The organism is Mucilaginibacter sp. AK015, from assembly GCF_014200785.1.
Classification (GTDB): domain Bacteria; phylum Bacteroidota; class Bacteroidia; order Sphingobacteriales; family Sphingobacteriaceae; genus Mucilaginibacter.
Genome location: NZ_JACHCV010000001.1, coordinates 474,907 through 496,779, shown reverse-complemented (window position 1 = coordinate 496,779; position 21,873 = coordinate 474,907). Strand labels below are relative to the sequence as shown.

Genomic DNA, 21,873 nt, shown 5'->3' with positions numbered 1-21,873 from the left:
TGTTCCCCCTTCAGGGGGTTAGGGGTCATATGAAGTTACTCGACGGAAAATACGTATCAGAAAACTTAAAGGTAGAAATAGCTGATGAAGCAGCTAAAATACTGGAGCGCACGGGCCGTAAACCGCACCTTGTCGCTGTATTGGTTGGCCATGATGGCGGCAGCGAAACTTACGTTGCCAGCAAGATGAAGAATTGCGAAAAAGTGGGCTTTAAATCAACGCTGGTGCGTTATGAGGATGATGTTACCGAGGAAGAATTGCTTGCTAAGGTAGCCGAATTAAACGCTGATAAAGATATCGATGGTATTATCGTTCAGCTTCCCCTGCCTAAACACATCGATCCTGAAAAAGTAACCGAACGAATTGATTACCGTAAGGATGTGGATGGTTTTCACCCGGTAAACCTGGGCCGTATGCAGCGCAACCTGCCGTCGTTTATACCTGCAACCCCTTACGGAATTACGCTGATGCTTAAGGAATACGGTATTGATACTGTGGGAAAGCATTGTGTAGTGGTGGGTCGCAGCAATATTGTGGGTTCGCCCATGAGTATACTGATGGCACGTAACACAACGCCAGGTAACTGCACAGTTACCATTTGCCACAGCCGCACACCGGATATAAAAAAATTCACACTTGACGCCGATATCCTCATTGTAGCCATTGGCAAGAAGAACTTTATTACCGCTGATATGGTTAAGGATGGCGTTGTAGTGGTTGACGTGGGCATGAACCGGGAAACCTCGACCCTAACCAAATCGGGCTTTAAACTGTACGGAGATGTGGATTTTGAAGGCGTTGCCCCTAAAGCCTCATGGATAACCCCTGTGCCCGGCGGCGTGGGCTTGATGACCATTATCGGTTTACTGAAAAACACGCTGGCTTCGGCTAATAAAGAGGTTTACCAGCAGTAAATGTTTAAATTGCTTTCCCGGGAGAATTAAGCAGTGGTTGAACGGAGATTATTATGCTCCTACCCTCACTTCTTAAGCCGTGACTTCACCAGCCGCTCCTTAACAGGCCTAAATTGAATAAATGCTATAGGCCATCCCTATCTACGGCCACCGTACCGCTGTTTTATCTGCCATAGTATCTGGTCTACACCGTTGGTTTTTATCTCAAAAACAGTGCTCAGCATCATGCCCAGCTTACCCGGCGGGAAGCCCTTTTTGTACAGCCACTCCAGGTAACTGATAGGCATATCACAAAGCAGGGTATTTTTATACTTGCCGAAGGGCATGCGGGTGTTTACAATGTCAATTAATATCTGCGGGTCGGGCACTATATTTTCCACACGGTAAAGTTAGGATAATATATGCTTACCCCCACACCTTTGCCGCTTTACGCACCAGTAAAAAACCAAGTATGGTAGCCGCGGCGGCAACGGCCGCATTACGTTTTAAAGTACCCGTATAAGGTGGTATGTAACGTACGCCATTTTCGTCGGCTACGGCGCCATGCCCAACGTACCGGCCACTTTGCGGCACTGCAATACTTTCAAAACGGTTAGCCAGGAGGTTTAAGCCGGCAGATAGTTCTTTACCGCGCATTACGCCGCCGTGGCCGGTTGCCGCGATACGGGGCTGCAGGGCGGCCAGCTTCCGTACAGATTTTGCCGCCGCTATCCAATCGGTGGTAAAATACTTTGGCGGGCCGCTTACCTTTTTATGATAAGTTAGTACCGATAGGGCTGATTCTGCCTCGGTAGTGGTAAACGCGTCGCCGGCTATCAGGGTGGTGTTCAACGGGAAAAATAGCGAGATATGCCCCGGCGTGTGCCCGGGCGTATGTATCACCTTCCATTCGGGCAACTCGGGGATGCCGTCGTACAGGTCAATTTCGCGAATGTTGCGACTAATGTTCAGTGGTTTTGTACGCCATATCCACGACATTAACGACATCAGCCCCCCGCCTACTTCCGGGTCGGCCGGCGGGTATGCCGATCTCCCTGTTAAATAAGGCAGCTCCATGTGATGGGCATATACCGGCACATCCCAATATTTTAATAACTCAGACAGCGCGCCGGTATGATCGGGGTGGCCGTGAGTGAGTATTATGGCGGCTGGCTTTGTACCCGGTCCAAACAAAGCTTCGGCCATAGCAATTATCTTGCTGGCAGCGCCCTTAATGCCGGCGTCAACCAAAACCCATCCCCTGGCGGCGCCACGCCTGTTGGCTATCATAAAAACGTTTACTAAATAAATGCGCATCCCCCATACACCTTGTGCTACCTGGAAATATTTCATATTATAGTTATTTTAATACTAATTGTTTATTATATCAACAGTTAGGCAATACCAATAGTTTCAGTTATTCATTAAATAAAAAAGCGTGGCTGCGGGGCTATACCCTTGCAATTCCTTCACGCAAATGGTCGGTGATCTATAATTAAAACCTGTCCAAACACAAAGCGTAAAGCAGTGTTAAAAATATAAACAGCTTACATTATGGAACAACAATTTGAAGCGGTGCTTACCGGTTCTGACACCCCTGTTAACGGGATAGTTACACAAATTAATAATGGTATATACCAATTTAACGCTCTTGACGGAAGCCTGCAGCTTACCATTGCCCGCAACGAACATGGCAACTGGGAACGCATAGGAGGATCGGAACCATTCTTTTCGGGATGGGTGGACGAACTGGCGGAGCAGGTAAAAGGTTCTTTATAATTACTTAAGGATATGGAAAAGCGTGAATTAGGAGGGTCGGGCATACAGGTAGCGCCTTTTTGTTTTGGCGGAAATGTATTTGGATGGACAGTTGACCAAAAGGTCTCTTTCTCTTTGCTTGATGCCTTTATTGATGCCGGTTTCGACTTTGTTGATACGGCAGACGTTTACTCAAAATGGGTGCCGGGGAATACCGGCGGCGAATCTGAAGTCATCATTGGCAACTGGCTAAAACAGGGTGGCAAGCGTGATAAAATAATCCTGGCCACGAAGGTGGGTAAACCAATGGGCGATGGAAAAAAAGGCCTGTCGAAAAATTACATTACCCGTGCCGTAGAAGATTCATTGAGGCGGTTGCAAACAGATTATATCGACCTTTATCAATCTCACGAGGATGACCCGGGCACACCACTGGCCGAAACGATGGCGACTTTTGATAACCTCATAAAGCAAGGAAAAGTACGAACAATCGGCGCATCAAATTACGGTGCAGACAGGTTTCGCGAGGCTTTACAGGTAAGCAAGGATAACGGTTTGGCCCGTTACGAGACCTTACAGCCCGAGTATAATTTATACGACCGGGAGGACTACGAGCGGCAATACGAATCGTTATGCAGGGAAAATACCGTTGGCGTAATCACCTACTACTCGCTGGCCAGCGGTTTCCTTACAGGAAAGTATCGCTCAGAAGATGATCTGAGTAAAAGCAAACGCGGCGCTGGTGTAAAAAAATACCTTGATGGCCGTGGTTATAAAATTTTAGCAGCTTTAGATAAAGTAGCAGAAGAATACAATACCACGCCTGCAAGCGTTGCGTTGGCCTGGGTTATGGCAAGGCCGGGGATAACTGCCCCTATTGCAAGCGCCACCAGTATACAGCAACTGAACGACCTGGCTAAAGCAGCCCGGCTTGATCTGGGCGCCGAGGCTATTGAACTGTTAACCACGGCGAGCAGTTACTGATAACATGCCGGGGTATAACAAACAAAAAGCCATCCACAAGTTACCGGGATGGCTTTTATATATATTGAGGCGGTTATTTTAAAACCTGGTTTGGCGATGGCCCTGGCCAAAACCGCCTTTGCTTGATGCAAATTTGAAATTATCATTACCGCCGCGGCTGTCTCTGTCGCGGTCGTGGTTACCGTTTCTGGTCGGCTGTTGCTGATCCCTGCCCCAACTGCCACGTCCGCCACCATTATTGCGATCAGGTTGCGATGGCTGGTTATAGCCTCCCTGGCCACCGGGATTTCGATTGGGCTGGCTAAATCCGCCTTGCGGCCTGTCGTTACGGTTGTTATTTCTATTCCAGTCGTTACGCTCATTATGCCTGTTCCAATCGTTACGGTTGTTATCCCTGTTCCAGTCATTACGGTTGTTATCGTATCTTCTGCCTGCGTAATTGTTATTATCCCTGTTATCCCTGCGGTTCCAGCTCCAATTGCCGCGGTCGTAGTTACCACCCCATTTACTGCGGTATTGCTCGTGGCGCATGTATGGCCTGCGCGCCCTTATTTCATATCGCCGGGCGGTACGCCAGTCATAATTACGGTAAGCGCCGGGTAAATAGGCTGCAGATATCCACCTGCCGCCATCCTGGTAGTAGTAGCAATGCCTTGGCACACTGTAATACGCCTCTACTTCGGGCAGGTAGTAATAATCGTCGCTATCGTCAAACTCATCGGTATCATACACCATAACGGGTTGGGGCGGCGGGGCCGGTACATACACCCGGCGTACGGGGATATTCAATCCGATATGCACCGAAATTTGTGCCTGGGCGCTGTTGTAAAATAAGCCCCCAAATAATATTGCTGATAGTAAAACTGACTTTTTCATATCCTTAAAATTTATACCTCTATGACGGCAGGGGTAACCGATAGTTTAACAGGGAATGTTATAATATTATTGACGTAGCTTAAAGGGATGGTTACATGTTTACTTAATAATGCGCTGTAACGATATTTCTACAAAACAGATTGCCGCATACGTTGTATACTAAAATAGTTAATAACCATATTCGGGCAATTGCCCATACCTTTAAACACCTACTGTTAACACTTATACTAATGAAAAACATATCATTTAAATTTGTACTTACAGCCGCGCTGACTGGCACTGTATTGTTTAATGCTTGTACCGACAATAGCTCGAAAACGCAATCAGACAGTGCTGCACCCGCAGCAGATACTGCAGCTACCACATCAGCCGGTTTAACGCTCCCTTCGGGGTTTAACGCAACAATACTTGCTGAAAACCTTGGCGGTACACGCCACATTGCGGTATCGCCCCAGGGCGATATTTTTGTAAAGCTTGGCAAGCCTAAAAATGGTAAGGGGATTTTAATGCTGCATGAAAATAATGGTAAAGCGGAAGTAAAAACAAGCTTCGGCGACTTTGAAGGTACCGGCATTTACATAAAAAATGGTTACTTGTATGCCTCATCAAACGAAGATGTATACCGTTATAAATTAAACGATAAAAACCAGGTTGCTGAAGGCGCTAAGCCCGAAACCGTTGTTAAAGGCCTTTTAAACCGCGGCGAGCACGAGGCGAAAGCCATTTTGCTGGACGATGCCGGTAATCTGTATGTTAACATCGGCGCTTACTCTAACTCGTGCCAGGTTAAAGACCGTGAGAAAGGCTCGATGGGCCAGCCGGGCTGCCCTATACTTGATTCGGCCGGCGGTATATGGCAGTTTAAAGCCGACAGATTGAACCAGACCTATAAAGATGGTGTACGCTACGCTACAGGCTTGCGTAATGTGGTTGGAATGGACTGGAACAAACAGAATAACCAGCTTTTTGTAATGCAGCATGGCCGTGACGCGTTGCACGATATCTTCCCAGCTATGTTTACTACTAAACAATCGGCCGATTTACCTGCCGAATGTATGTATGCCATTAACAAAGGTGATAACGCGGGATGGCCTTATATTTACTATGATCAAAACCAAAAGAAAAAGATATTAGCGCCGGAGTATGGCGGCGATGGTAAAAAAGACGGCGACCCTAATAACAAATACATAAACCCCGCTGCCGCATACCCTGCTCACCTTGCGCCCGACGGTTTGTTGTTTTATACCGGCAGCCAATTTCCTGAAAGGTACAAGAACGGCGCTTTCATAGCCTTCCACGGTTCGTGGAATCGCGCGCCTGAGCCGCAAGCGGGTTACTATGTAGTTTTTCAGCCGTTTAAAAATGGCAAGCCTGATGGAAAATGGGAAGTATTTGCCGACGGCTTTTCAGGGTCGGCTGAGAACACTGCTAAAGGTAATGCAGAACGCCGCCCCTGCGGTTTGGCACAAGGCCCGGATGGTTCTATCTATGTAACCGATGACTCTAAGGGCACGATTTATAAGATCAGCTACAAAAAATAGCGGATCATTATAGCATAACAGAGGCCTCTATGCGAGGCCTTTGTTATTATCCGGTGAGCGTATATTGGTAGGCAATACCCTGCCGCATTTTTAGTTTAACGCGGCCTATGCTCTCCTCGGTGCTTTCGAGCTGCTCTTTTGTGGTCGCTTCCATATAAGCCTGGTGATACGACTTCAAAGCTTTATCCCAGTCTTTGTTTTTTTCTGCATATAAACCCAGCAGTTCATGGATATCTGACGGGTTAACACCCGGCGTACGCAATGCGGCTAACGCAATATGTTTCACGTGTTTGTCCATCTTTAAAAATACAACCAGGCTCAGGTAGTGGCAATAATTATCAGAAAACGCAGGGTCAATTTCCATGCAGGTTTTAAAGTGGTAACCTGCGGTTTGATAGTCCTTTAAGTCGTAATAATATATTTTACCGATCTGGAAATGCGCACGCGCATAAAACGGATCGTTAGCGATCAGCTCGTTAAGTAAATTCAAGGCTTTGGGTGTCTCTCCGTACGACAGCTCTTCCACAGCCTGTAAATATTTCTCTTCAATAGTATAATATGTGTCCATAAAATTCAAATAAGTAGCCTATAGGCATTCGCCTTAGGTGTTTGTTCAGTAAAAATAAATTGTTGTTGTCCTGTGTTACCAGGTATACTAAGAGAAGAGTTGGATCCTTGATGCAAAGCTCTTCTGCAGCATGCCAAAGGGCCGCTTAGGGGTGTTGCAGGTTGAGTTGTTTAATAGCATCGTTTTTATTATTTGTGGCGAAAGTACTAATATTGAGAGAAATATCAAAATCGCGCAAGCGCAAAAGCTTCCAGCTTAATTAGGCTGCTATTGCTTGGTTACCCTTACCCTTTTCTATCAGGTAATTGTTCATCAGTTCGTTTTCTGAAATTATGACACTGAAATCGTCAAAGCGTACGCCATCTTCGTAGGCATACAGGGTGTAGCCGCGTTTGTTGCCATCATACTGGCCCAACTCGTATACTTCGTCGTAGTTTTTAGATTTTATTTTCGCGCCGCTTACTAACTGGTAAGCGTCAAATATATTTTCAAATGTTGTGTTCTTCATAGTATAAATGGCAATGCAATTACTTTGCCATTTATTTATCCAAACCAATCGTATAACTCATTTTGCTTTAAATTTTGCTTATCGGCACCTGCTACGTCCTTTAAAATCATCCCCTCGCCCATTTGTATAATACGCGACCCGTAGCTGCCCGCGTCCTTTAAATTATGCGTAACCAGTATGGCAGTAAGCCGGTATTCTTTGATCAGGTTATCAGCTATCCGCAGCACATTTTCCGCAGATCGCGGATCAAGCGCGGCGGTAGGTTCATCAAGCAACAATATCTTGCAGGTATCCATTACGCTCATCAATAAAGTAAGTGCCTGCCGTTGCCCGCCTGATAACGTGCCAATGGGCTGTTCTATTTTATTTTCGAGCCCCATGCCCAGCGTGGCAATTTTATCGCGCACCAAGGTTTTAAACTGTTCATTTTTACCTATCGATAAACGTTTTGGCTGCGTGCGCAGTGCAGCCAAACGAAAGTTATCTATAATGCTAAGGTCGGCGGCAGTACCTGTTAGCGGGTTTTGAAAAATACGGGCTATCCACTTACTGCGCTTATATTCGGGCAGGCGGGTAACATTTTGACCATCAATGGTAATTGTTCCGCTATCCGGCAGGATATTACCTGCTAACAGGTTTAGCAACGTTGTTTTGCCCGAACCATTTGCCCCCACTATCACCACAAATTCTCCGGCGTTGATATCAAGGTCAATGTTTTTTACCGCTGTTACCTGGTTAGGTTTGCCGGTGTTAAATGTTTTACGAACGTTGCTTAACTGTATCATATCCGCCTCCCCGTTAAACGCGGTAAGCCCACTATCAACAACACAAATACGGCGGTGACAAGTTTAAGCAAGTTGGCATCTACCCCAATCTCAAGTGTAAACGCCAGCACAAACTGAAATATCACCGCGCCTGCCATCACTAATACAAGGCTAAGCCATACCGATGTTGTTTGCAGCCAGTTGATAACAGTTTCCGCAATAATAACCGAACCTAACCCTAATATTACAATGCCTATACCCATATTGATATCCGCAAAGCCCTGCAGCTGAACCACCAGGTAACCGCTTAAAGCTGTAAGGGCATTTGCAAGCGCCAACCCGGTAATTTTCATACGGTCGGTATTAACACCAAGGGCGCGTATCATGGGTTCGCTGCTGCCTGTGGCACGCATGGCAATGCCGAAATCTGTTTTTAACAGCCAACCCATCAGCAGGGCCACTATCAAAACAAATCCTGTTAAAATAAAGAGTGAATTTTGATTGACATCGGTAACCAACTTTACCGCCGAAAATACGGTTGGCAGGCTTAGCAAAGGTAAATTTGAGCGGCCAAGTATGGTTAGGTTAACAGAGTAAAGCGCATACATCACCAAAATACCAGCAAGCAGGGCGTTTATTTTTAGCTTGGTATGAATAATGCCTGTAGCCGCACCAGCTAATGCCCCGGCCAAAAGCACAGCGGGCAAAATAATATAACCCGGTTGGTTATGCGTAAGCATAGCCCCTGTTACCACCCCGCCAAGTGTATAGCTGCCATCGGTGGTAATATCCGGGATGTTAAATATCTTCATGGAAATATAAATACCGAACGCAATGCCGGCGAAACACAGCCCCTGTAATAAAGCGGTTAAGTAAAAATCCATTATTTTACGGCTTCAAAATCAGCGGGAATATTAATGTTATATTTTTTGGCGGCAGCCGGGTTATACACACGTTTTCTTATTTTGACCATCTCTAATTTCAGTCCATCAGTGCTATGTTTTTTTAAATACTGCGCGGCCTGTACGCCCGATTGATACCCCCATTGGTAAATATCGGCGCCAAAAGCAGCTACCGCGCCGCGCTGCACCAAACCTGCCTCGCTCGTAAATATGGGAACGTTATGCTCGTTGCAGCTTTTAAGAATGGTTTCAAACGCCGCGAATACGGTGTTATCGGGATTGGCAAAAAAAGCGTCTATATTCTTATTTAACAGTGATTGCGTTACCAGCAGCGCATCTGCAGACGAATTTAACGGCAGCGCGATGATCTTTACCTTAAGTTTGGCCGCAAGGCCCTGTATACGCTGCAGAGCATCGGTTGATTGCGGCTCCGACTGATTATAGATCATGCCTATGGTTAACTGTGTGCCTTTGGGCTTTAGCAGTTTTGGAATAATAGCGAACGAAGTATCAATATAATTCAGCTCTTCCATAGTGCCGAACAGGTTTGCCGGTGCTTTTCCGTCGGCTATCACCTTCATTCTCTCCGGCGTTGGCGACACCATCTGGAAGATAGGTATGGTTTTGGTTTTTTGTATGGCAGCAACGGTTGATAGGGTGGTTGATGTTGCCAGGAGGTCTACCCTTTCGGCTATAAAATAATTTACTATCTGGGTAAGCGTTGGTATGCTTCCCTGCGCGTTGCGGTATTCAATTTTTACGTTCTTTTTATCTTCGCTGAAACCGTTTTGCTTTAAAGCATCAATAAAACCATTTTTTGCCTGCGATATGGTGGCATCCTCAAAAGCATCAATAAAACCCACAACCGGCACATTGTTTTTGTTGGATGATGAGCAGGAAGCTATTACAACAACTGCTACAAATAAGGACAGGCCACGCAGAAATTTCATGCTACTAAGTTATGTAATCAACACAAAAAAGAAAAACGATAAGTAGTAACGTCGTCTTGAGCAGATTAAATAAATATGGCATTCACCATCTACATGGCGAAAACCTTTAACGGAGTACAGCCCCCTGCGTAACGAATACAATTACGAAACCAGGGATAAGGATAAAACCATCAGCTACATCAGCCTTTTACCGGTGGAATACTTTAAGCTAACCCGCACAGATCTGAAGATAAAAACAAGGATAATAACCTGGTTATTGGGCGGTAGCGTCCCAATAAATGCCGACGCCTTTGGAAAATTAATTAAGTACAAACTAATTCATTTTATAAACAATTAGTCCTTGCAGCCTTTTTTGGTTAATTTAGCCCCTGCATGATACCCGTTATTTCTAAACTACCCCAAACCGGCACCAACATATTTACTACCATGTCGGCCCTGGCTGCCGAGTACGGCGCTATAAATCTATCGCAGGGTTTCCCTGATTATTCCTGTTCACCGCAATTAATAGAACTGGTACACAAAGCCATGGACGACGGGCATAACCAGTATGCCCCAATGGCCGGCGTTATGGCCCTGCGCGAGCAGGTCGCCGTGAAAACCGAAAAGCTTTATGGTGCGCAATATAACCCCGATACCGAGATAACCATAACCGCCGGCGGTACCCAGGCCGTATTTACGGCTATTAGCGCGCTAATACACCCTAATGATGAGGTGATCATGTTTGAGCCGGCATACGATTGTTATGCGCCCGCTATTAAATTGATGGGTGGCGTTGTGAAGTCCCTTGAGCTTGAACCGCCCGATTATCGCATTGCCTGGGATATGGTGAAACGACTGGTGAGCAATAAAACAAAAATGATCATCCTGAATTCGCCGCATAACCCAACCGCTACTATTTTAAGCCGCGAGGATATTGACGAATTAAGCGCTTTGGTTAAGAACCAGGATATACTGATCTTAAGCGACGAGGTTTACGAGCACCTGGTGTTTGACGGGCAGGAGCATCATAGTATGGCCCGGTACGCCGAGTTGCAACAACGAAGCCTTATTGTGGCATCGTTCGGGAAAACATTTCATGCAACAGGCTGGAAAGTGGGTTATTGCCTTGCCCCGGCTTACCTGATGCAGGAATTTAGAAAAATACATCAGTTTTTGGTGTTCAGCGTAAACACGCCGTTGCAATATGCCATTGCCGAATATATAAAGGATGAGAACACTTATCTTGACCTGCCGGGCTTTTTTCAGCAAAAGCGCGATCACTTTCGCCGCGGATTGGAGCAAAGTCGTTTTCAGTTGCTGCCTTGTTCAGGATCGTACTTCCAATCGGTAACTTATGACGCCATTACCGACGAAAAGGATACCGATTTTGCTATTCGTTTAACAAAAGAGATTGGCGTGGCGGCCATACCTGTGTCGGCATTTTACCGAAAAGGGCTCGACAGGCATGTTTTACGATTTTGTTTCGCTAAAAGGCAAGAAACACTTGATAAAGCCGTTGATAGATTGATAAAGGTTTAACCTTATAGAAATATTTACGTATAAATTTATTTGCCTGCACGTTAAAACGCACGTTATATATGGATAATCTGAAAATTACGGTATACCAGGGGTATTTGTTTTGGGAAAACACCGATAAAAACCTGCAAAATATTTCGTTGCGATTATCCAACATACGCGAAAAGACAAATCTTATCATCCTGCCTGAAATGTTCAATACCGGCTTTACCATGAATGCCGACACGTTGGGCGAACCTATGGGTGGCAAAACCATGCAATGGATGCAGAAGACGGCGCAAAAGTTTGATTGCGTAGTTACAGGCAGCCTTATCATCAAAGAAGACGGGAATTTTTATAACCGCTTGCTTTGGGTGCGCCCCGACGGCACTTACGAGCAATATGATAAGCGCCACCTTTTTGCTTTAGGTAAAGAACATACCGTTTATACGCCGGGCAGCAAAAAATTAATAGTTGAACTGAACGGCTGGAAGATATGTCCGATGATATGTTACGACCTGCGTTTCCCGGTGTGGCTGCGCAATGTTGATGAAGAGTACGACCTGCTGCTAATAGTAGCCAACTGGCCCGAAAAACGCGCCCTGCATTGGCGCACGCTTATCCCTGCCCGCGCTGTTGAGAACCAGGCCTATGTGATAGGCGTGAACCGCGTAGGCCACGATGGCAACGAGGTGTACCATTCCGGCGACTCAACCTGTATAGACCCGAACGGTAATGTGGTTTACTACAAACGCGATGAAGAAGACGTATACACCTTTACTATCATTGGTGACGAGGTGAAAAAAGCCCGCCGCGCCCTGCCTTTTTTAAAGGATGCGGAGAGGTTTACAATAAAGGATTAGGCCATCTTTCGTATCCGCGTCATTGCGAGTTACGAAGCAATCTCTTTAGGACCGTTTTATATCTTCCATAAAGAGATTGCCTTGTAGCTTTGCTACGCGTAATGACGGCTGGTGACCATGCCTCGGAGTTAATCAATCTCCCCTTTCCTTCCTCAATAAATCTTGCTATTTTGCGTTAGCTAAAAAATGTTTTGTAAATGAGATCGATCGTTCGTGGTGTTGTTATTGTACTGTGCGTGTTTGTGGCTTTTAATGCATCGGCACAAAAGAAAAAGAAGGATGTTACCCAGTTTGTCGACCCTTTTATCGGCACCGGTGGGCACGGTCATACTTATCCCGGGGCGGTTGCCCCTTTTGGGATGGTACAGTTAAGTCCTGATACCCGTTTGGAAGGCTGGGACAGCGTTTCCGGATACCATTATACCGACAGCCTGGTTTACGGTTTTTCGCACACGCACCTAAGCGGTACCGGTATAGCCGACTTGTGTGATGTATTATTTATGCCGACCACCGGCCAACCACAGCTAAAAAACACTGACTACCGCTCGGGCTTTAAAAAAAAGAACGAGGACGCTTCCCCGGGCTACTACGCTACCAAACTTGATAAATACAATATAGATGTTGAGCTAACCGCCACAACCCGCGTAGGTGTTCATAAATATGATTATAACGGCGCCCCGAACGGTAATATCATCATCGACCTGCAACACCGCGACGAGGTGCTCGATTCGTGGATAGAGGTTGTTAACGACCACGAGATACGGGGTTTCCGCCGATCAAAATCATGGGCTACCGACCAGCACCTGTACTTTTACGCCAAGTTCTCCAAGCCATTTAAAACCTATGGTATAGCGCTGAACGATCAGGTGCAGCAGGGCCAGAACAAGGTGCTAGGCAAAAACATAAAAATGTACATCACCTTTGACGATCCGGGTACGGTTATTTCAAAGGTTGGCATCTCGTCAGTAAGCGCTGAGGGTGCATTGAAAAATCTCGATACTGAAATGCCCGATTTCGACTTTAAAAAGGTATTAAAGGCGACAAAATTCGCCTGGAACGAGGAACTTTCAAAAATACAGGTTGAAGGGGGTGCGCCACCCCTCGCGCAGCAAAAACAGGCTAATTCCATATATAATCCTTACGGTTATCGCGTTCCTGTGCCTAAAAAGAAACAGATGGAAGTGCCTGATATGGGTAAGTTAAAGCAGATCATGTTTTATACTGCACTGTACCATTGCATGGTTGCGCCAAGTATTTACAACGATGTGGATGGGCAGTATCGCGGGCTGGATCAAAAGATCCACACCGCAAACGGGTTCAACTACTATACAGCATTTTCGTTGTGGGATACCTACCGCGCCGAAAACCCGCTGCTAAACCTGATTGACCGAAAACGTACTTCCGACTTTATAAAAACCTTTTTAGCGGTTTATGAACAAGGCGGGTTGCTGCCTATCTGGCCCCTGGCAACTACCGAAACCTATTGCATGGTGGGCAACCACTCTATACCGGTTATTGTAGACGCCTATGCAAAGGGCATACGCGATTTTAACGCCGAAGAAGCCTTTACCGCCATGAAAGCCGCTGTAAACCGCAACCAGTTTGGGCTGGATAACTACCGCGAAACGGGCGCTGTAAACGCCGATGTGGAGCACGAGTCGGTTTCTAAAACGCTGGATTATGCTTTTGACGACTGGTGTATAGCCCAGATGGCCAAAATGCTGAACAAACCGCAGGATTACGCCGAATACATAAAACGCGCGCAATACTGGAAAAACGTGCATAATAACCAAAACGGTTTTATGCAGGCCAGGGATAACGGCGGCTGGTACACACCATTCGAACCCACCGAGATCAATAACAATTACACCGAGGGTAACGCGTGGCAATACAGCTTTTTAGTACCGCAGGATCTTGAGGGGTTAATAAAAAGCCTGGGCGGTAAGGCTGGTTTTGAAACTAAACTGGACGAGTTGTTCAGCACCAACGCTCCTTTAAGCGGTCGCCAGCAGGATGATGTGACCGGTTTAGTTGGCCAGTACGCCCACGGTAACGAGCCAAGCCACCATATTGCGTACCTATATAACTTTACCGATGCCCCGGATAAAACGCAGTATTATGTAAACAAAATATTGCGCGAACAGTACAGCGCCAAACCCGACGGATTATCCGGCAATGAGGATTGCGGACAAATGTCGGCGTGGTATGTAATGAGTTCGCTGGGGATATATAATATTGCCCCCGGGCAGCAGCAATACCAGATAGGTACACCGCAGTTCGAGAAAATGGTTATCAATCTGGAGAATGGCAAGAAATTTACCATCAGCAACCCGGGTGCTACGGTTGGTCGAGGTAATTTTTATGTACAAGGCATGAACCTTAATAAAAAGCCGTACAACAAGTTGTACATCAACTACGAAGATGTTGAAAAAGGCGGTGATTTTGAGGTGTTTACAGGCAGGCTTGCCAATAAACTGTTTATGCAGGAACTGGAGAAACCAACCTCGAAAATAACGGATGACCTGATCGTGCCTAACCCATATATCATATCGGGTACGAAAACTTTTAAACAGTCTATTACAGTTGAAATAGCCTGCGCAGACAGCCTCGCTAAGATCTATTATACGCTGGATGGTACCACCCCGACCGAAAACTCCACCCCATACACCAAACCTATCGCAATAATGGTTAATACTACTGTTAAGGCGATAGCTGTTAAAGACGGCAAAAGCAGTTTTGTAGACAAGGCAGAGTTCACCAAAATACGCGGCGACATCAAGCTTACGCTGATCAATAAATACCTGCCGAACTATTCCGCGCAGGGCGATGAAACCCTGATAAACGGCATACATGGCACTGCTAACTGGCGCTTAGGCAACTGGCAGGGTTACCAGAATAAAGACCTGGAAGCTATTATCGATATGGGCCAGGTAAAACCGGTTAAGCAGGTAAGCATCGGTACCTTACAGGACGCACGGTCGTGGATAATTTTCCCGCCAAAAGTTGAGTACTGGATATCTGACGATGGCAAAAACTACAAGCTTGCCGCAACCGTAAATACTAAGGTTGACGTAAAAGACCTTACCGTGCAAACCCAGGAATTTACCGCGCAGATAAACAAAAAAGCAAGGTATATAAAACTGATAGCCAAGCAGTACGGAGCTTTACCTGAATGGCACGAAAGCAAAGGCAGCCCATCATATATCTTTGCAGACGAGATAACGGTAGAGTAATATGGGCTATGATGAAAAGCAAGCAAACCGGGTTCGCCAAGCCTTAATAGATGCTGGCGACGTAACTGAAAAGCACATGTTTGGCGGCTTGTGTTTTATGGTTGATGATAAGATGTGCATCTGCGTACGCAACGCCAACCTGCTGTGCCGGGTAGGCCCGGATGAATTTGAAACAGCCTTAGAAAAACCAGGCGCAAGTACCATGAAGATGGGCGCCCGGACTATGAAAGGTTACGTGTATGTTGAGGAAGAATTTTTGCGAAAAAGTGGAGATTTCGACTACTGGATAAATGCTTCGCTGAGATATAATAAAGTAGCGAAAAAACTTAAAAAAATTTGACTTTTTTCCGGGTTTTTCTGGCGAAATTTTACTTTTCCCAGCCGGTTTCTTTAAGCGCCGGATCATTCTCTTTTGCCAGGAAATCGTTATTGGAAAGTGAACCGGCCTCCCACTCCAAAATGGCTTCGTCGGGCACAATATCTACGGGTGTTTTCCACGAGGTGGAGGTTTCGTTGTAAGCAAGGTTCGACTGCCGTGAATAACAGGAAATTACTGACCAGCGAGGCCCGTCAGATAAGTTTGCTTCTGACCGGTGCAAAAGGTTACTATGGAACAGCAGCGCATCGCCGGGTTGCAGTTCGCAATATACCAGTGGCATGGTTTGCAGGGCGTTGTTTACCATCACCATATCGGCCCCTACCTGCTCACCGGCAAAACCGTGGTTTACCCGCCCTAACTTGTGCGACCCTTTTATTACCTGCAGGCAGCCATTCTCTTTATTTGCTTTGGTAAGCGCTACCATAACGCTCATCAACTGGTCGGGAAACATAAACTGGTTCTTGTACCAGTAGCCATAATCCTGGTGCCACTCCCAGGCCCCGCCTACCCTCGGCTCCTTCTGCATCAGCTTTGAATGGAAATGGCAAACCGGTGCATCGCCATCCAGCAGCTGGTTAACGGGTGTTATCATCTTTTGGCTGCGGGTTAAATAGCCAAACACATCATTACCGGGTGTAAACCATAGCGATAAGCGGGTTTTTTTGCCGCTCTGGTCGTTCAGGTCGAGCGCATTCTTGCGCATGGCATCGTCATTTAGGGCGGTGCTGTACAGCTTTTCGACCTCGGCAGCCGAACAAAAGTCCTTCACTATGAGGTAGCCATCGCGGTGATAATCGCTTATTTGCTGCGCGGATAACGGTTTATTTGCCATAATTTGTATTAACTGGTCAGGTAAATTTAAGCAAGTATTTGTCAAATTACCATACCGCATTAGGGGGCAATTGCTAAATAACTAAATTAGCGCGGTGAAACTCTACATCAAAAATATGGTGTGCAGCCGTTGCAAAATGGTAGTGAAGGCCGAACTTGAAAAAGCCGGTCTGCACCCTGTATCGGTAGAATTGGGCGAAGTAGACCTAAGCGACGAGCCGGATAAAACAGCTGTAGCGCATTTGAATGATAACCTGAAGTTACTGGGTTTCGAGATCATAGACGATCGCAAAAGCCGGATCATAGCGCAAATAAAAAACGCGATAGTTACCCTGATCCACCATACTGATGAATTTTTGAACCTGAATTTGTCTGAATATCTCTCCACGCAGTTAAACTACGATTACGGATACCTCAGCAACCTGTTCTCGGAAGTGGAAGGTACCACTATCGAGAAATACTTTATCGCCCAAAAAATTGAGAAGGTTAAAGAGCTGATGATGTACGACGAACTCACCTTATCGCAAATTGCAAACCAGCTTGGTTATAGCAGCGTGGCTTATCTCTCTTCTCAATTTAAAAAACAAACCGGCCTTACGCCTACGTTTTACCGCGCTTTAAAAGAAAATAAGCGCCGCAACATCGAAGACCTGTAAATGTTATAAGTCTTTCCAGTAATTATGTAACGTCTCCGCGCAGCCCTGTTGGTACCTTTGTGTTATAAATTTAAATATCATGACACATACGTATAATATAACCGGCATGACCTGCACAGGTTGCCAGGCAAAAGTACAATCATTGTTATCAGGCGTTCCGGAAGTAACCGGGGTGAATATCAACCTGGCAGAAGGCAAAGCCGACATTAGCATGAGCCGGCATGTAGATACGCAAACCCTGCAAGCGGCACTGGCACCATACCCTAAATATACCCTAACGGAAGCGCAGCACCATGCCCCTGTACCGTCATTTAGTTTGGATGATGAGGACAAGCGTTCGTTTTGGGAAACTTATAAGCCTGTACTGCTCATATTCGGCTATATATCGCTGCTTTCGGTGTTGGTTTCAGCTACTTTTGGCATTGGCTGGATGGCAGGCATGCGCATATTTATGAGCGGTTTCTTCCTGGTGTTCTCATTCTTTAAAATGCTTGATATCGCCGGTTTCGCGGAGAGTTATGCCATGTACGATCTTGTAGCAAAAAAGATAAGGGCATGGGGCTACATCTATGTATTTATCGAACTGGCATTGGGTGTAGCCTACGCTATAAACTTTAACCCACTTATTACCAACATTATAACACTCGTAGTAATGAGCGTAAGTATAATTGGTGTGCTGCAAAGCGTACTAAACAAACGCAAGATAAAATGTGCCTGCCTGGGCGCGGTTTTTAACCTTCCTATGAGCACCGTTACCATTATTGAAGACGCTTTAATGATAGCCATGAGTGCGGTTATGCTTGCAATGCTTTAAAAATGGATGGTAAAATCAGTGTGGCCTTCAGCGATGGTCTTCAGCGAAAATTTGAAGCCGTGATTAAGCATTATCTCGCGCACCAAGGTTAACCCTATGCCCTGCCCATCTCTTTTGGTGCTGTAAAATGGCGTAAAAAGCTGCGTGCTTTGCTCGTTGCTGATGCCCTTCCCTGTATCGGTTATGGTTAGTTTACGGCCGCGGGCATCAACCGTAAAAGTTACAACGCCATCATTTTCAATAGCTTCGATAGCGTTTTTTACGATATTGATCAGCGCTTGTTCCATCTGTTGCACATCGGCCATAATTATAAGCGGTTGTTCAGTGGGATGGTATACCAACGATATCTGCCGTTCATGCGCCTTTATCTGCATCAGCTCTATAACCGAGTTTAGCAGGTGGTTCAGGTCGGTTTGTTTTTTATTAGCATCCGGCAGCTTCACCAGGTCGGCGAAGTTTCGCATAAAGTGGTTAAGGTTCTGGTTTCTGTCAAAAGCAACCTGCAAAGCGTTGTTCAGCTGGCTGTCGGGTTCGTGCTGCCATAATTCACCGCTTTTTAATGCCGACTGGATAATAGAATTAACCGGGCCAATGGTATTGTTTACCTCGTGCGCCATCATGCGTATCACCTTGCCATAAGTATTCTTCTCTGCGGCCAGTATTTCGGCGGTGAGTTCTTCCATCATTATAAAATTTCGCTGAAAGCCCCTGTCTATAAAGTGCGATTTTTGAAGTTTATAAGTGGTTACGCCGCTTAGCTTTGCAGTTATGGTTTCGCCGGCTTTAAGCAGCTTTGCCTGTTTAAACAGCGGGTGCTGCAGCTCATTGATGTTATTGCCTATAAGCTCTTTTTCATCAAGCCCCAATATTGCCAGCGCCTTTGGGTTTAACTGTTGTATACGCTCGTCGTGATCCAGAATGATGATACCGGTTGGCGACGTATAGATAAGCTTCTCCAGGAAAAAGTGCTGTTCTTCCTGTTGTGTTCGCTCGGTTCTTAATTCGTCTATCATTTGGTTATATACGTTTATCAGCTGGTCTACTTCGTGCTTGCCCGTAGGTAAAAATTTCACATTAAAATCGCGGTCCTTCAGTGCCTCTATGCCCTGCAACAGCATTTTTATAGGGCGTATCAGCTGTCCATATAAATTAACAGCTATTACTAAGGATACAATTATAAATACCTCGGATATGATAAAGAAAACCCTGTCCTTGTCAAAAATGTAAAAGGTAAGCCCCAGCGTTAGCAGGTGTAATATGGTAACAAACAGGATGTACTTAGTCCTCAGCTTCATCGTAAGGTATCTCAAACTTATCTAACCGGCGGTACAACGCGCTGCGGGTAAGGCCCAGGGCCGTAGCTGCCTTAGCCACCTTATTTTTATGATAAAGCATAGCTTTTTTTATCATCTCAATTTCCATTTCTTCTAACGTAATGGTACCTACGGCCGGTACCCTTGCATCGCCTTTTTTGGCGGGCGCTTGTTCCAGTTGCGATCTAAAATCATCAATATCCAGTTCGTTGCCCTTACTTACCAGGATAGAGCGCTCTACCAGGTTCTTTAACTGGCGTATGTTACCGGGCAAAGGCAGCTGCTGCAGCCACTTCATGGCGCTTTTTGATACCGTTAGCGCAGGGCGGTTGTATATCTGTTTAAGATTGTTAATAAAAAAGTTAACCAGCAGCGGTATATCTCCCGGTCGTTCGCGCAGCGATGGCAGTGTAATAGTGATCAGGTTTATGCGGTACAGCAGGTCCTCGCGGAAACCGCCGCTGCTCACCATTTGGTTCAGGTTTTTATTGGTGGCGCAAACTACCCTTACATCAACTGTTTTGGTGCGACTGCTGCCCAATACCTCGTATGTCCTATCCTGCAATACGCGCAGTAATTTTACCTGGCTGCCCGCATCCAGATCGCCTATTTCGTCTAAAAAAATAGTGCCCTTGTTAGCCAGTTCAAAACGGCCAACCCTGTCAAAGCGGGCGTCGGTAAAGGCACCGCGTATATGGCCAAACATTTCGCTCTCGAAAAGTGAGGTGGAAATACCCCCCAGGTTAACCTTAATAAAAGGCTTATTGGCGCGCAGGCTGTTTTGGTGCACCGCTTCGGCAATCAGCTCCTTACCCGTACCGCTTTCGCCCATTATCAATATGGAGGCGTCAGTACCGGCAACACGGCCAATGGTTTCCAATATCTGCAGCATCCGCGGGTCTTCACCAATAATGTGCTGAAAGTTATATTCTTTATCCAGCTGTTTGCGGGTACGGCTCACCTCCGTTTTATCCTGCAGGTCTATCAGCGTTTTTACCGATTGCAGCAGGTGGCCGTTATCCCAGGGTTTATTTATAAAATCGTTGGCGCCCAGTTTCATGCCCTGTACGGCCAGGGCTATGCTGCCCCAGCCGGTAATTAATATAACGGGTATTGCCGGTTCTGTCTTTTTGATCTGCGCCAGCAAAGCCATACCCTCCTCGCCTGATGTGCTGATCGAAAAGTTAAGGTCGAGGATGATCAGCTCGGGCTTGTGATCACTAACCAACCTTAACGCTTCGGCGGGTGTTTCGGCACCAGCTACTTCATACTTCTGGCTTTTCAGCAGCAGCAGCAGCGAGGTGCGTACAGCAATGTCATCATCAATAACCAGGATCATATGGTCAAATCTAAAATATTATTCTTCATGTAAAGCAACTGCCGGTAAAATTGCCGAAGCTTGTTTGCCGGGGTATAACGAGCATATTAAAACCAGCAGATAAATAAATATTACAGCTAAAAGCATTGCCACCAGGTAAACGCTTGCAGGCAAGTCAAATACATTTAGTAACGGGAACTGTACCGCGAAGAATGCCCCGATGATAAGGGATAGCGTTGCCAGTATTATCGCCTCGCTTACCAGCTGGGCCGAAACCGAACTGCCGGGCGCACCAACAGCTCTGCGCAGCCCGATCTCGCCGCGGCGTTTATTAATATTATACCATAACACCCCAAAAATACCCAAAGCCACATTAATGATGAGGAACGCCGCTACGATAGAGAGTATGATAAGCGGCACCAGCGTAAACTTGTTGTAGGCTACCAGTTTATTATCCAGGTGCTCTATCTCGATGTTTGATTTTTTTAACCGGCCGGCCATCAACTTATACAGTTTTCCTTCAAAGGCCGCATCAGCCTGCGGGGCAACCTTTACCAGTATCTTACCCATCCACTTGTAAGCGGCTGTATCCTGCAAATTATAAAGACCATAGGTTGGCGACTGGTAATCGCCGTCGGTTTTAATATCGTCTATCACGCCGATGATCTTTCTTTTGTCTTCGGCTTTATCGCCAAACGTTTTGCCAACAGCCTCGGCTTTGCCAAAAATCTTTTCTTTGAGCATTTTATTGATAACAAGTATCTTGGTGTTAGATACCCTGTCGGCCTTATTATACCAACGGCCTGCAAGCATTTTAGCGCCCATTACATCCAGGTAATTTTCGTCCATAAAAAAATTGTTAACGTTATGTACCTCAATGCCATTGCTGGTTAAGCCGGTGCTCATGTGGTTATTGGAGAACGGAATATTTGAGCTGGCGTAACCGGCATCAACCACCAGCGGCATCGATTTTATATCGCGCAGCAGGTTTTGATACACCATAGTTACCGAATCGGGGTTGTTGGTTTCCAGCGTGTGGTTGTAGCTAATGGCCCAAACATGGTTATAATTAAAACCCATTGGCTTAGCATAGTTATTGTACGAGTTAAGCGCAAAGCTAAACACCGCGAATATGACAAGGAACGATAGCAGGATCTCGACAATAAGCAGCGAGTTTTGCTTCTTTTTGTTCCAGATCATTTTAAATAAATGCTTAAACATAATATTG

General features: G+C 46.0%; 22 protein-coding genes. 10 read left to right on the top strand and 12 right to left on the bottom strand.

Annotated features, from left to right (window positions below; genetic code table 11):
- The first annotated feature begins 29 nt into the window (after positions 1-29).
- Positions 30-914: a bifunctional 5,10-methylenetetrahydrofolate dehydrogenase/5,10-methenyltetrahydrofolate cyclohydrolase gene (locus tag HDC91_RS02060; protein WP_183548019.1), complete on the top strand. Its 885-nt coding sequence runs from the start codon at positions 30-32 to the stop codon at positions 912-914.
- Positions 915-1,051: 137 nt separating this feature from the next.
- Here HDC91_RS02060 and HDC91_RS02055 read toward each other — a convergent pair whose 3' ends face one another.
- Together HDC91_RS02055 and HDC91_RS02050 are read right to left on the bottom strand one after the other, a co-directional pair.
- On the bottom strand, positions 1,052-1,294 hold the full coding sequence (locus tag HDC91_RS02055) for a DUF3820 family protein (protein ID WP_183548017.1): 243 nt from the start codon (positions 1,292-1,294) through the stop codon (positions 1,052-1,054).
- Positions 1,295-1,319: 25 nt separating this feature from the next.
- On the bottom strand, positions 1,320-2,246 hold the full coding sequence (locus tag HDC91_RS02050; protein WP_183548015.1) for an MBL fold metallo-hydrolase: 927 nt from the start codon (positions 2,244-2,246) through the stop codon (positions 1,320-1,322).
- 201 nt (positions 2,247-2,447) lie between these two features.
- Here HDC91_RS02050 and HDC91_RS02045 point away from each other — a divergent pair, with 201 nt between their 5' ends.
- Together HDC91_RS02045 and HDC91_RS02040 are read left to right on the top strand one after the other, a co-directional pair.
- Positions 2,448-2,672: a hypothetical protein gene (locus HDC91_RS02045; protein WP_162432462.1), complete on the top strand. Its 225-nt coding sequence runs from the start codon at positions 2,448-2,450 to the stop codon at positions 2,670-2,672.
- Between the two features lie 12 nt (positions 2,673-2,684).
- Entirely contained in the window at positions 2,685-3,635 is a 951-nt protein-coding gene (locus HDC91_RS02040) for an aldo/keto reductase (RefSeq protein WP_183548013.1), read from the top strand.
- A 78-nt stretch (positions 3,636-3,713) separates the two neighbouring features.
- Here HDC91_RS02040 and HDC91_RS02035 read toward each other — a convergent pair whose 3' ends face one another.
- Positions 3,714-4,511, bottom strand: a complete 798-nt coding sequence (locus HDC91_RS02035; protein ID WP_183548011.1) for a hypothetical protein — start codon at positions 4,509-4,511, stop codon at positions 3,714-3,716.
- Between the two features lie 230 nt (positions 4,512-4,741).
- On the opposite strand from HDC91_RS02035, the gene HDC91_RS02030 reads away from it, so the two are divergent.
- Entirely contained in the window at positions 4,742-6,052 is a 1,311-nt protein-coding gene (locus HDC91_RS02030) for a sorbosone dehydrogenase family protein (protein ID WP_183548009.1), read from the top strand.
- A 46-nt stretch (positions 6,053-6,098) separates the two neighbouring features.
- Here the strand turns inward: HDC91_RS02030 and HDC91_RS02025 are convergent, their stop codons facing one another.
- The 5 genes from HDC91_RS02025 to HDC91_RS02005 all read right to left on the bottom strand — a co-directional run bounded on the left by HDC91_RS02025 (position 6,099) and on the right by HDC91_RS02005 (position 9,744).
- Positions 6,099-6,620, bottom strand: a complete 522-nt coding sequence (locus HDC91_RS02025) for a hypothetical protein (RefSeq protein WP_183548007.1) — start codon at positions 6,618-6,620, stop codon at positions 6,099-6,101.
- A 259-nt stretch (positions 6,621-6,879) separates the two neighbouring features.
- Positions 6,880-7,128, bottom strand: a complete 249-nt coding sequence (locus HDC91_RS02020) for a hypothetical protein (protein ID WP_183548005.1) — start codon at positions 7,126-7,128, stop codon at positions 6,880-6,882.
- A 35-nt stretch (positions 7,129-7,163) separates the two neighbouring features.
- Positions 7,164-7,913, bottom strand: coding sequence for an ABC transporter ATP-binding protein (locus HDC91_RS02015; RefSeq protein WP_183548003.1), 750 nt, complete (start codon positions 7,911-7,913; stop codon positions 7,164-7,166).
- Entirely contained in the window at positions 7,910-8,776 is an 867-nt protein-coding gene (locus HDC91_RS02010; RefSeq protein ID WP_183548001.1) for an ABC transporter permease, read from the bottom strand. Before HDC91_RS02010 ends, HDC91_RS02015 begins: the two co-directional genes overlap by 4 nt.
- Positions 8,776-9,744 (bottom strand): ABC transporter substrate-binding protein, encoded by a 969-nt coding sequence (locus HDC91_RS02005; protein ID WP_183547999.1) that lies wholly within the window; start codon positions 9,742-9,744, stop codon positions 8,776-8,778. Before HDC91_RS02005 ends, HDC91_RS02010 begins: the two co-directional genes overlap by 1 nt.
- Positions 9,745-10,116: 372 nt before the next feature.
- Here HDC91_RS02005 and HDC91_RS02000 point away from each other — a divergent pair, with 372 nt between their 5' ends.
- From HDC91_RS02000 to HDC91_RS01985, 4 genes are all read left to right on the top strand, one after another.
- A complete protein-coding gene (locus HDC91_RS02000; protein WP_183547998.1) occupies positions 10,117-11,262 on the top strand; it encodes a methionine aminotransferase in 1,146 nt (381 codons plus the stop codon).
- Positions 11,263-11,321: 59 nt separating this feature from the next.
- Entirely contained in the window at positions 11,322-12,101 is a 780-nt protein-coding gene (locus HDC91_RS01995; RefSeq protein WP_183547996.1) for an amidohydrolase, read from the top strand.
- A 197-nt stretch (positions 12,102-12,298) separates the two neighbouring features.
- Positions 12,299-15,334 carry a GH92 family glycosyl hydrolase gene (locus tag HDC91_RS01990; protein WP_183547994.1) on the top strand — a complete coding sequence of 1,012 codons (3,036 nt, stop codon included), beginning with the start codon at positions 12,299-12,301 and terminating at the stop codon, positions 15,332-15,334.
- Between the two features lies 1 nt (position 15,335).
- Positions 15,336-15,674: a TfoX/Sxy family protein gene (locus HDC91_RS01985; protein ID WP_183547992.1), complete on the top strand. Its 339-nt coding sequence runs from the start codon at positions 15,336-15,338 to the stop codon at positions 15,672-15,674.
- A gap of 28 nt (positions 15,675-15,702) precedes the next feature.
- Here HDC91_RS01985 and HDC91_RS01980 read toward each other — a convergent pair whose 3' ends face one another.
- Entirely contained in the window at positions 15,703-16,545 is an 843-nt protein-coding gene (locus HDC91_RS01980) for a phytanoyl-CoA dioxygenase family protein (protein ID WP_183547990.1), read from the bottom strand.
- Between the two features lie 94 nt (positions 16,546-16,639).
- Here HDC91_RS01980 and HDC91_RS01975 point away from each other — a divergent pair, with 94 nt between their 5' ends.
- Together HDC91_RS01975 and HDC91_RS01970 are read left to right on the top strand one after the other, a co-directional pair.
- The gene (locus HDC91_RS01975) at positions 16,640-17,200 is read left to right on the top strand and encodes a helix-turn-helix domain-containing protein (RefSeq protein ID WP_370576783.1); all 561 of its coding nucleotides are present in this window, start codon (positions 16,640-16,642) and stop codon (positions 17,198-17,200) included.
- Positions 17,201-17,279: 79 nt separating this feature from the next.
- Entirely contained in the window at positions 17,280-18,014 is a 735-nt protein-coding gene (locus HDC91_RS01970) for a heavy-metal-associated domain-containing protein (RefSeq protein WP_183547988.1), read from the top strand.
- Here HDC91_RS01970 and HDC91_RS01965 read toward each other — a convergent pair.
- The 3 genes from HDC91_RS01965 to HDC91_RS01955 are packed head-to-tail and all read right to left on the bottom strand — an operon-like array spanning position 18,011 to position 21,866.
- On the bottom strand, positions 18,011-19,309 hold the full coding sequence (locus HDC91_RS01965; protein WP_183547986.1) for a PAS domain-containing sensor histidine kinase: 1,299 nt from the start codon (positions 19,307-19,309) through the stop codon (positions 18,011-18,013). The genes HDC91_RS01970 and HDC91_RS01965 overlap by 4 nt on opposite strands.
- Positions 19,293-20,666, bottom strand: coding sequence for a sigma-54 dependent transcriptional regulator (locus HDC91_RS01960; protein WP_183547984.1), 1,374 nt, complete (start codon positions 20,664-20,666; stop codon positions 19,293-19,295). The genes HDC91_RS01965 and HDC91_RS01960 overlap by 17 nt, the downstream gene beginning before the upstream one ends.
- A gap of 18 nt (positions 20,667-20,684) precedes the next feature.
- Entirely contained in the window at positions 20,685-21,866 is a 1,182-nt protein-coding gene (locus tag HDC91_RS01955; RefSeq protein ID WP_183547982.1) for an ABC transporter permease, read from the bottom strand.
- Positions 21,867-21,873 lie beyond the last annotated feature (7 nt).

Excerpts from the sequence above, each read along its gene's own strand:
- HDC91_RS02025 (WP_183548007.1), bottom strand. The coding sequence starts at position 6,620 with ATGGACACATATTATACTATTGAAGAGAAATATTTACAGGCTGTGGAA.
- HDC91_RS01985 (WP_183547992.1), top strand. The coding sequence starts at position 15,336 with ATGGGCTATGATGAAAAGCAAGCAAACCGGGTTCGCCAAGCCTTAATA.
- HDC91_RS01960 (WP_183547984.1), bottom strand. The coding sequence starts at position 20,666 with ATGATCCTGGTTATTGATGATGACATTGCTGTACGCACCTCGCTGCTG.
- HDC91_RS01990 (WP_183547994.1), top strand. The coding sequence starts at position 12,299 with ATGAGATCGATCGTTCGTGGTGTTGTTATTGTACTGTGCGTGTTTGTG.
- HDC91_RS02010 (WP_183548001.1), bottom strand. The coding sequence starts at position 8,776 with ATGGATTTTTACTTAACCGCTTTATTACAGGGGCTGTGTTTCGCCGGC.
- HDC91_RS02000 (WP_183547998.1), top strand. The coding sequence starts at position 10,117 with ATGATACCCGTTATTTCTAAACTACCCCAAACCGGCACCAACATATTT.
- HDC91_RS01955 (WP_183547982.1), bottom strand. The coding sequence starts at position 21,866 with ATGTTTAAGCATTTATTTAAAATGATCTGGAACAAAAAGAAGCAAAAC.
- HDC91_RS02020 (WP_183548005.1), bottom strand. The coding sequence starts at position 7,128 with ATGAAGAACACAACATTTGAAAATATATTTGACGCTTACCAGTTAGTA.
- HDC91_RS01995 (WP_183547996.1), top strand. The coding sequence starts at position 11,322 with ATGGATAATCTGAAAATTACGGTATACCAGGGGTATTTGTTTTGGGAA.
- HDC91_RS01965 (WP_183547986.1), bottom strand. The coding sequence starts at position 19,309 with ATGAAGCTGAGGACTAAGTACATCCTGTTTGTTACCATATTACACCTG.
- HDC91_RS01970 (WP_183547988.1), top strand. The coding sequence starts at position 17,280 with ATGACACATACGTATAATATAACCGGCATGACCTGCACAGGTTGCCAG.
- HDC91_RS01980 (WP_183547990.1), bottom strand. The coding sequence starts at position 16,545 with ATGGCAAATAAACCGTTATCCGCGCAGCAAATAAGCGATTATCACCGC.
- HDC91_RS02045 (WP_162432462.1), top strand. The coding sequence starts at position 2,448 with ATGGAACAACAATTTGAAGCGGTGCTTACCGGTTCTGACACCCCTGTT.
- HDC91_RS02050 (WP_183548015.1), bottom strand. The coding sequence starts at position 2,246 with ATGAAATATTTCCAGGTAGCACAAGGTGTATGGGGGATGCGCATTTAT.
- HDC91_RS02015 (WP_183548003.1), bottom strand. The coding sequence starts at position 7,913 with ATGATACAGTTAAGCAACGTTCGTAAAACATTTAACACCGGCAAACCT.
- HDC91_RS02030 (WP_183548009.1), top strand. The coding sequence starts at position 4,742 with ATGAAAAACATATCATTTAAATTTGTACTTACAGCCGCGCTGACTGGC.
- HDC91_RS02005 (WP_183547999.1), bottom strand. The coding sequence starts at position 9,744 with ATGAAATTTCTGCGTGGCCTGTCCTTATTTGTAGCAGTTGTTGTAATA.
- HDC91_RS02060 (WP_183548019.1), top strand. The coding sequence starts at position 30 with ATGAAGTTACTCGACGGAAAATACGTATCAGAAAACTTAAAGGTAGAA.
- HDC91_RS02040 (WP_183548013.1), top strand. The coding sequence starts at position 2,685 with ATGGAAAAGCGTGAATTAGGAGGGTCGGGCATACAGGTAGCGCCTTTT.
- HDC91_RS02035 (WP_183548011.1), bottom strand. The coding sequence starts at position 4,511 with ATGAAAAAGTCAGTTTTACTATCAGCAATATTATTTGGGGGCTTATTT.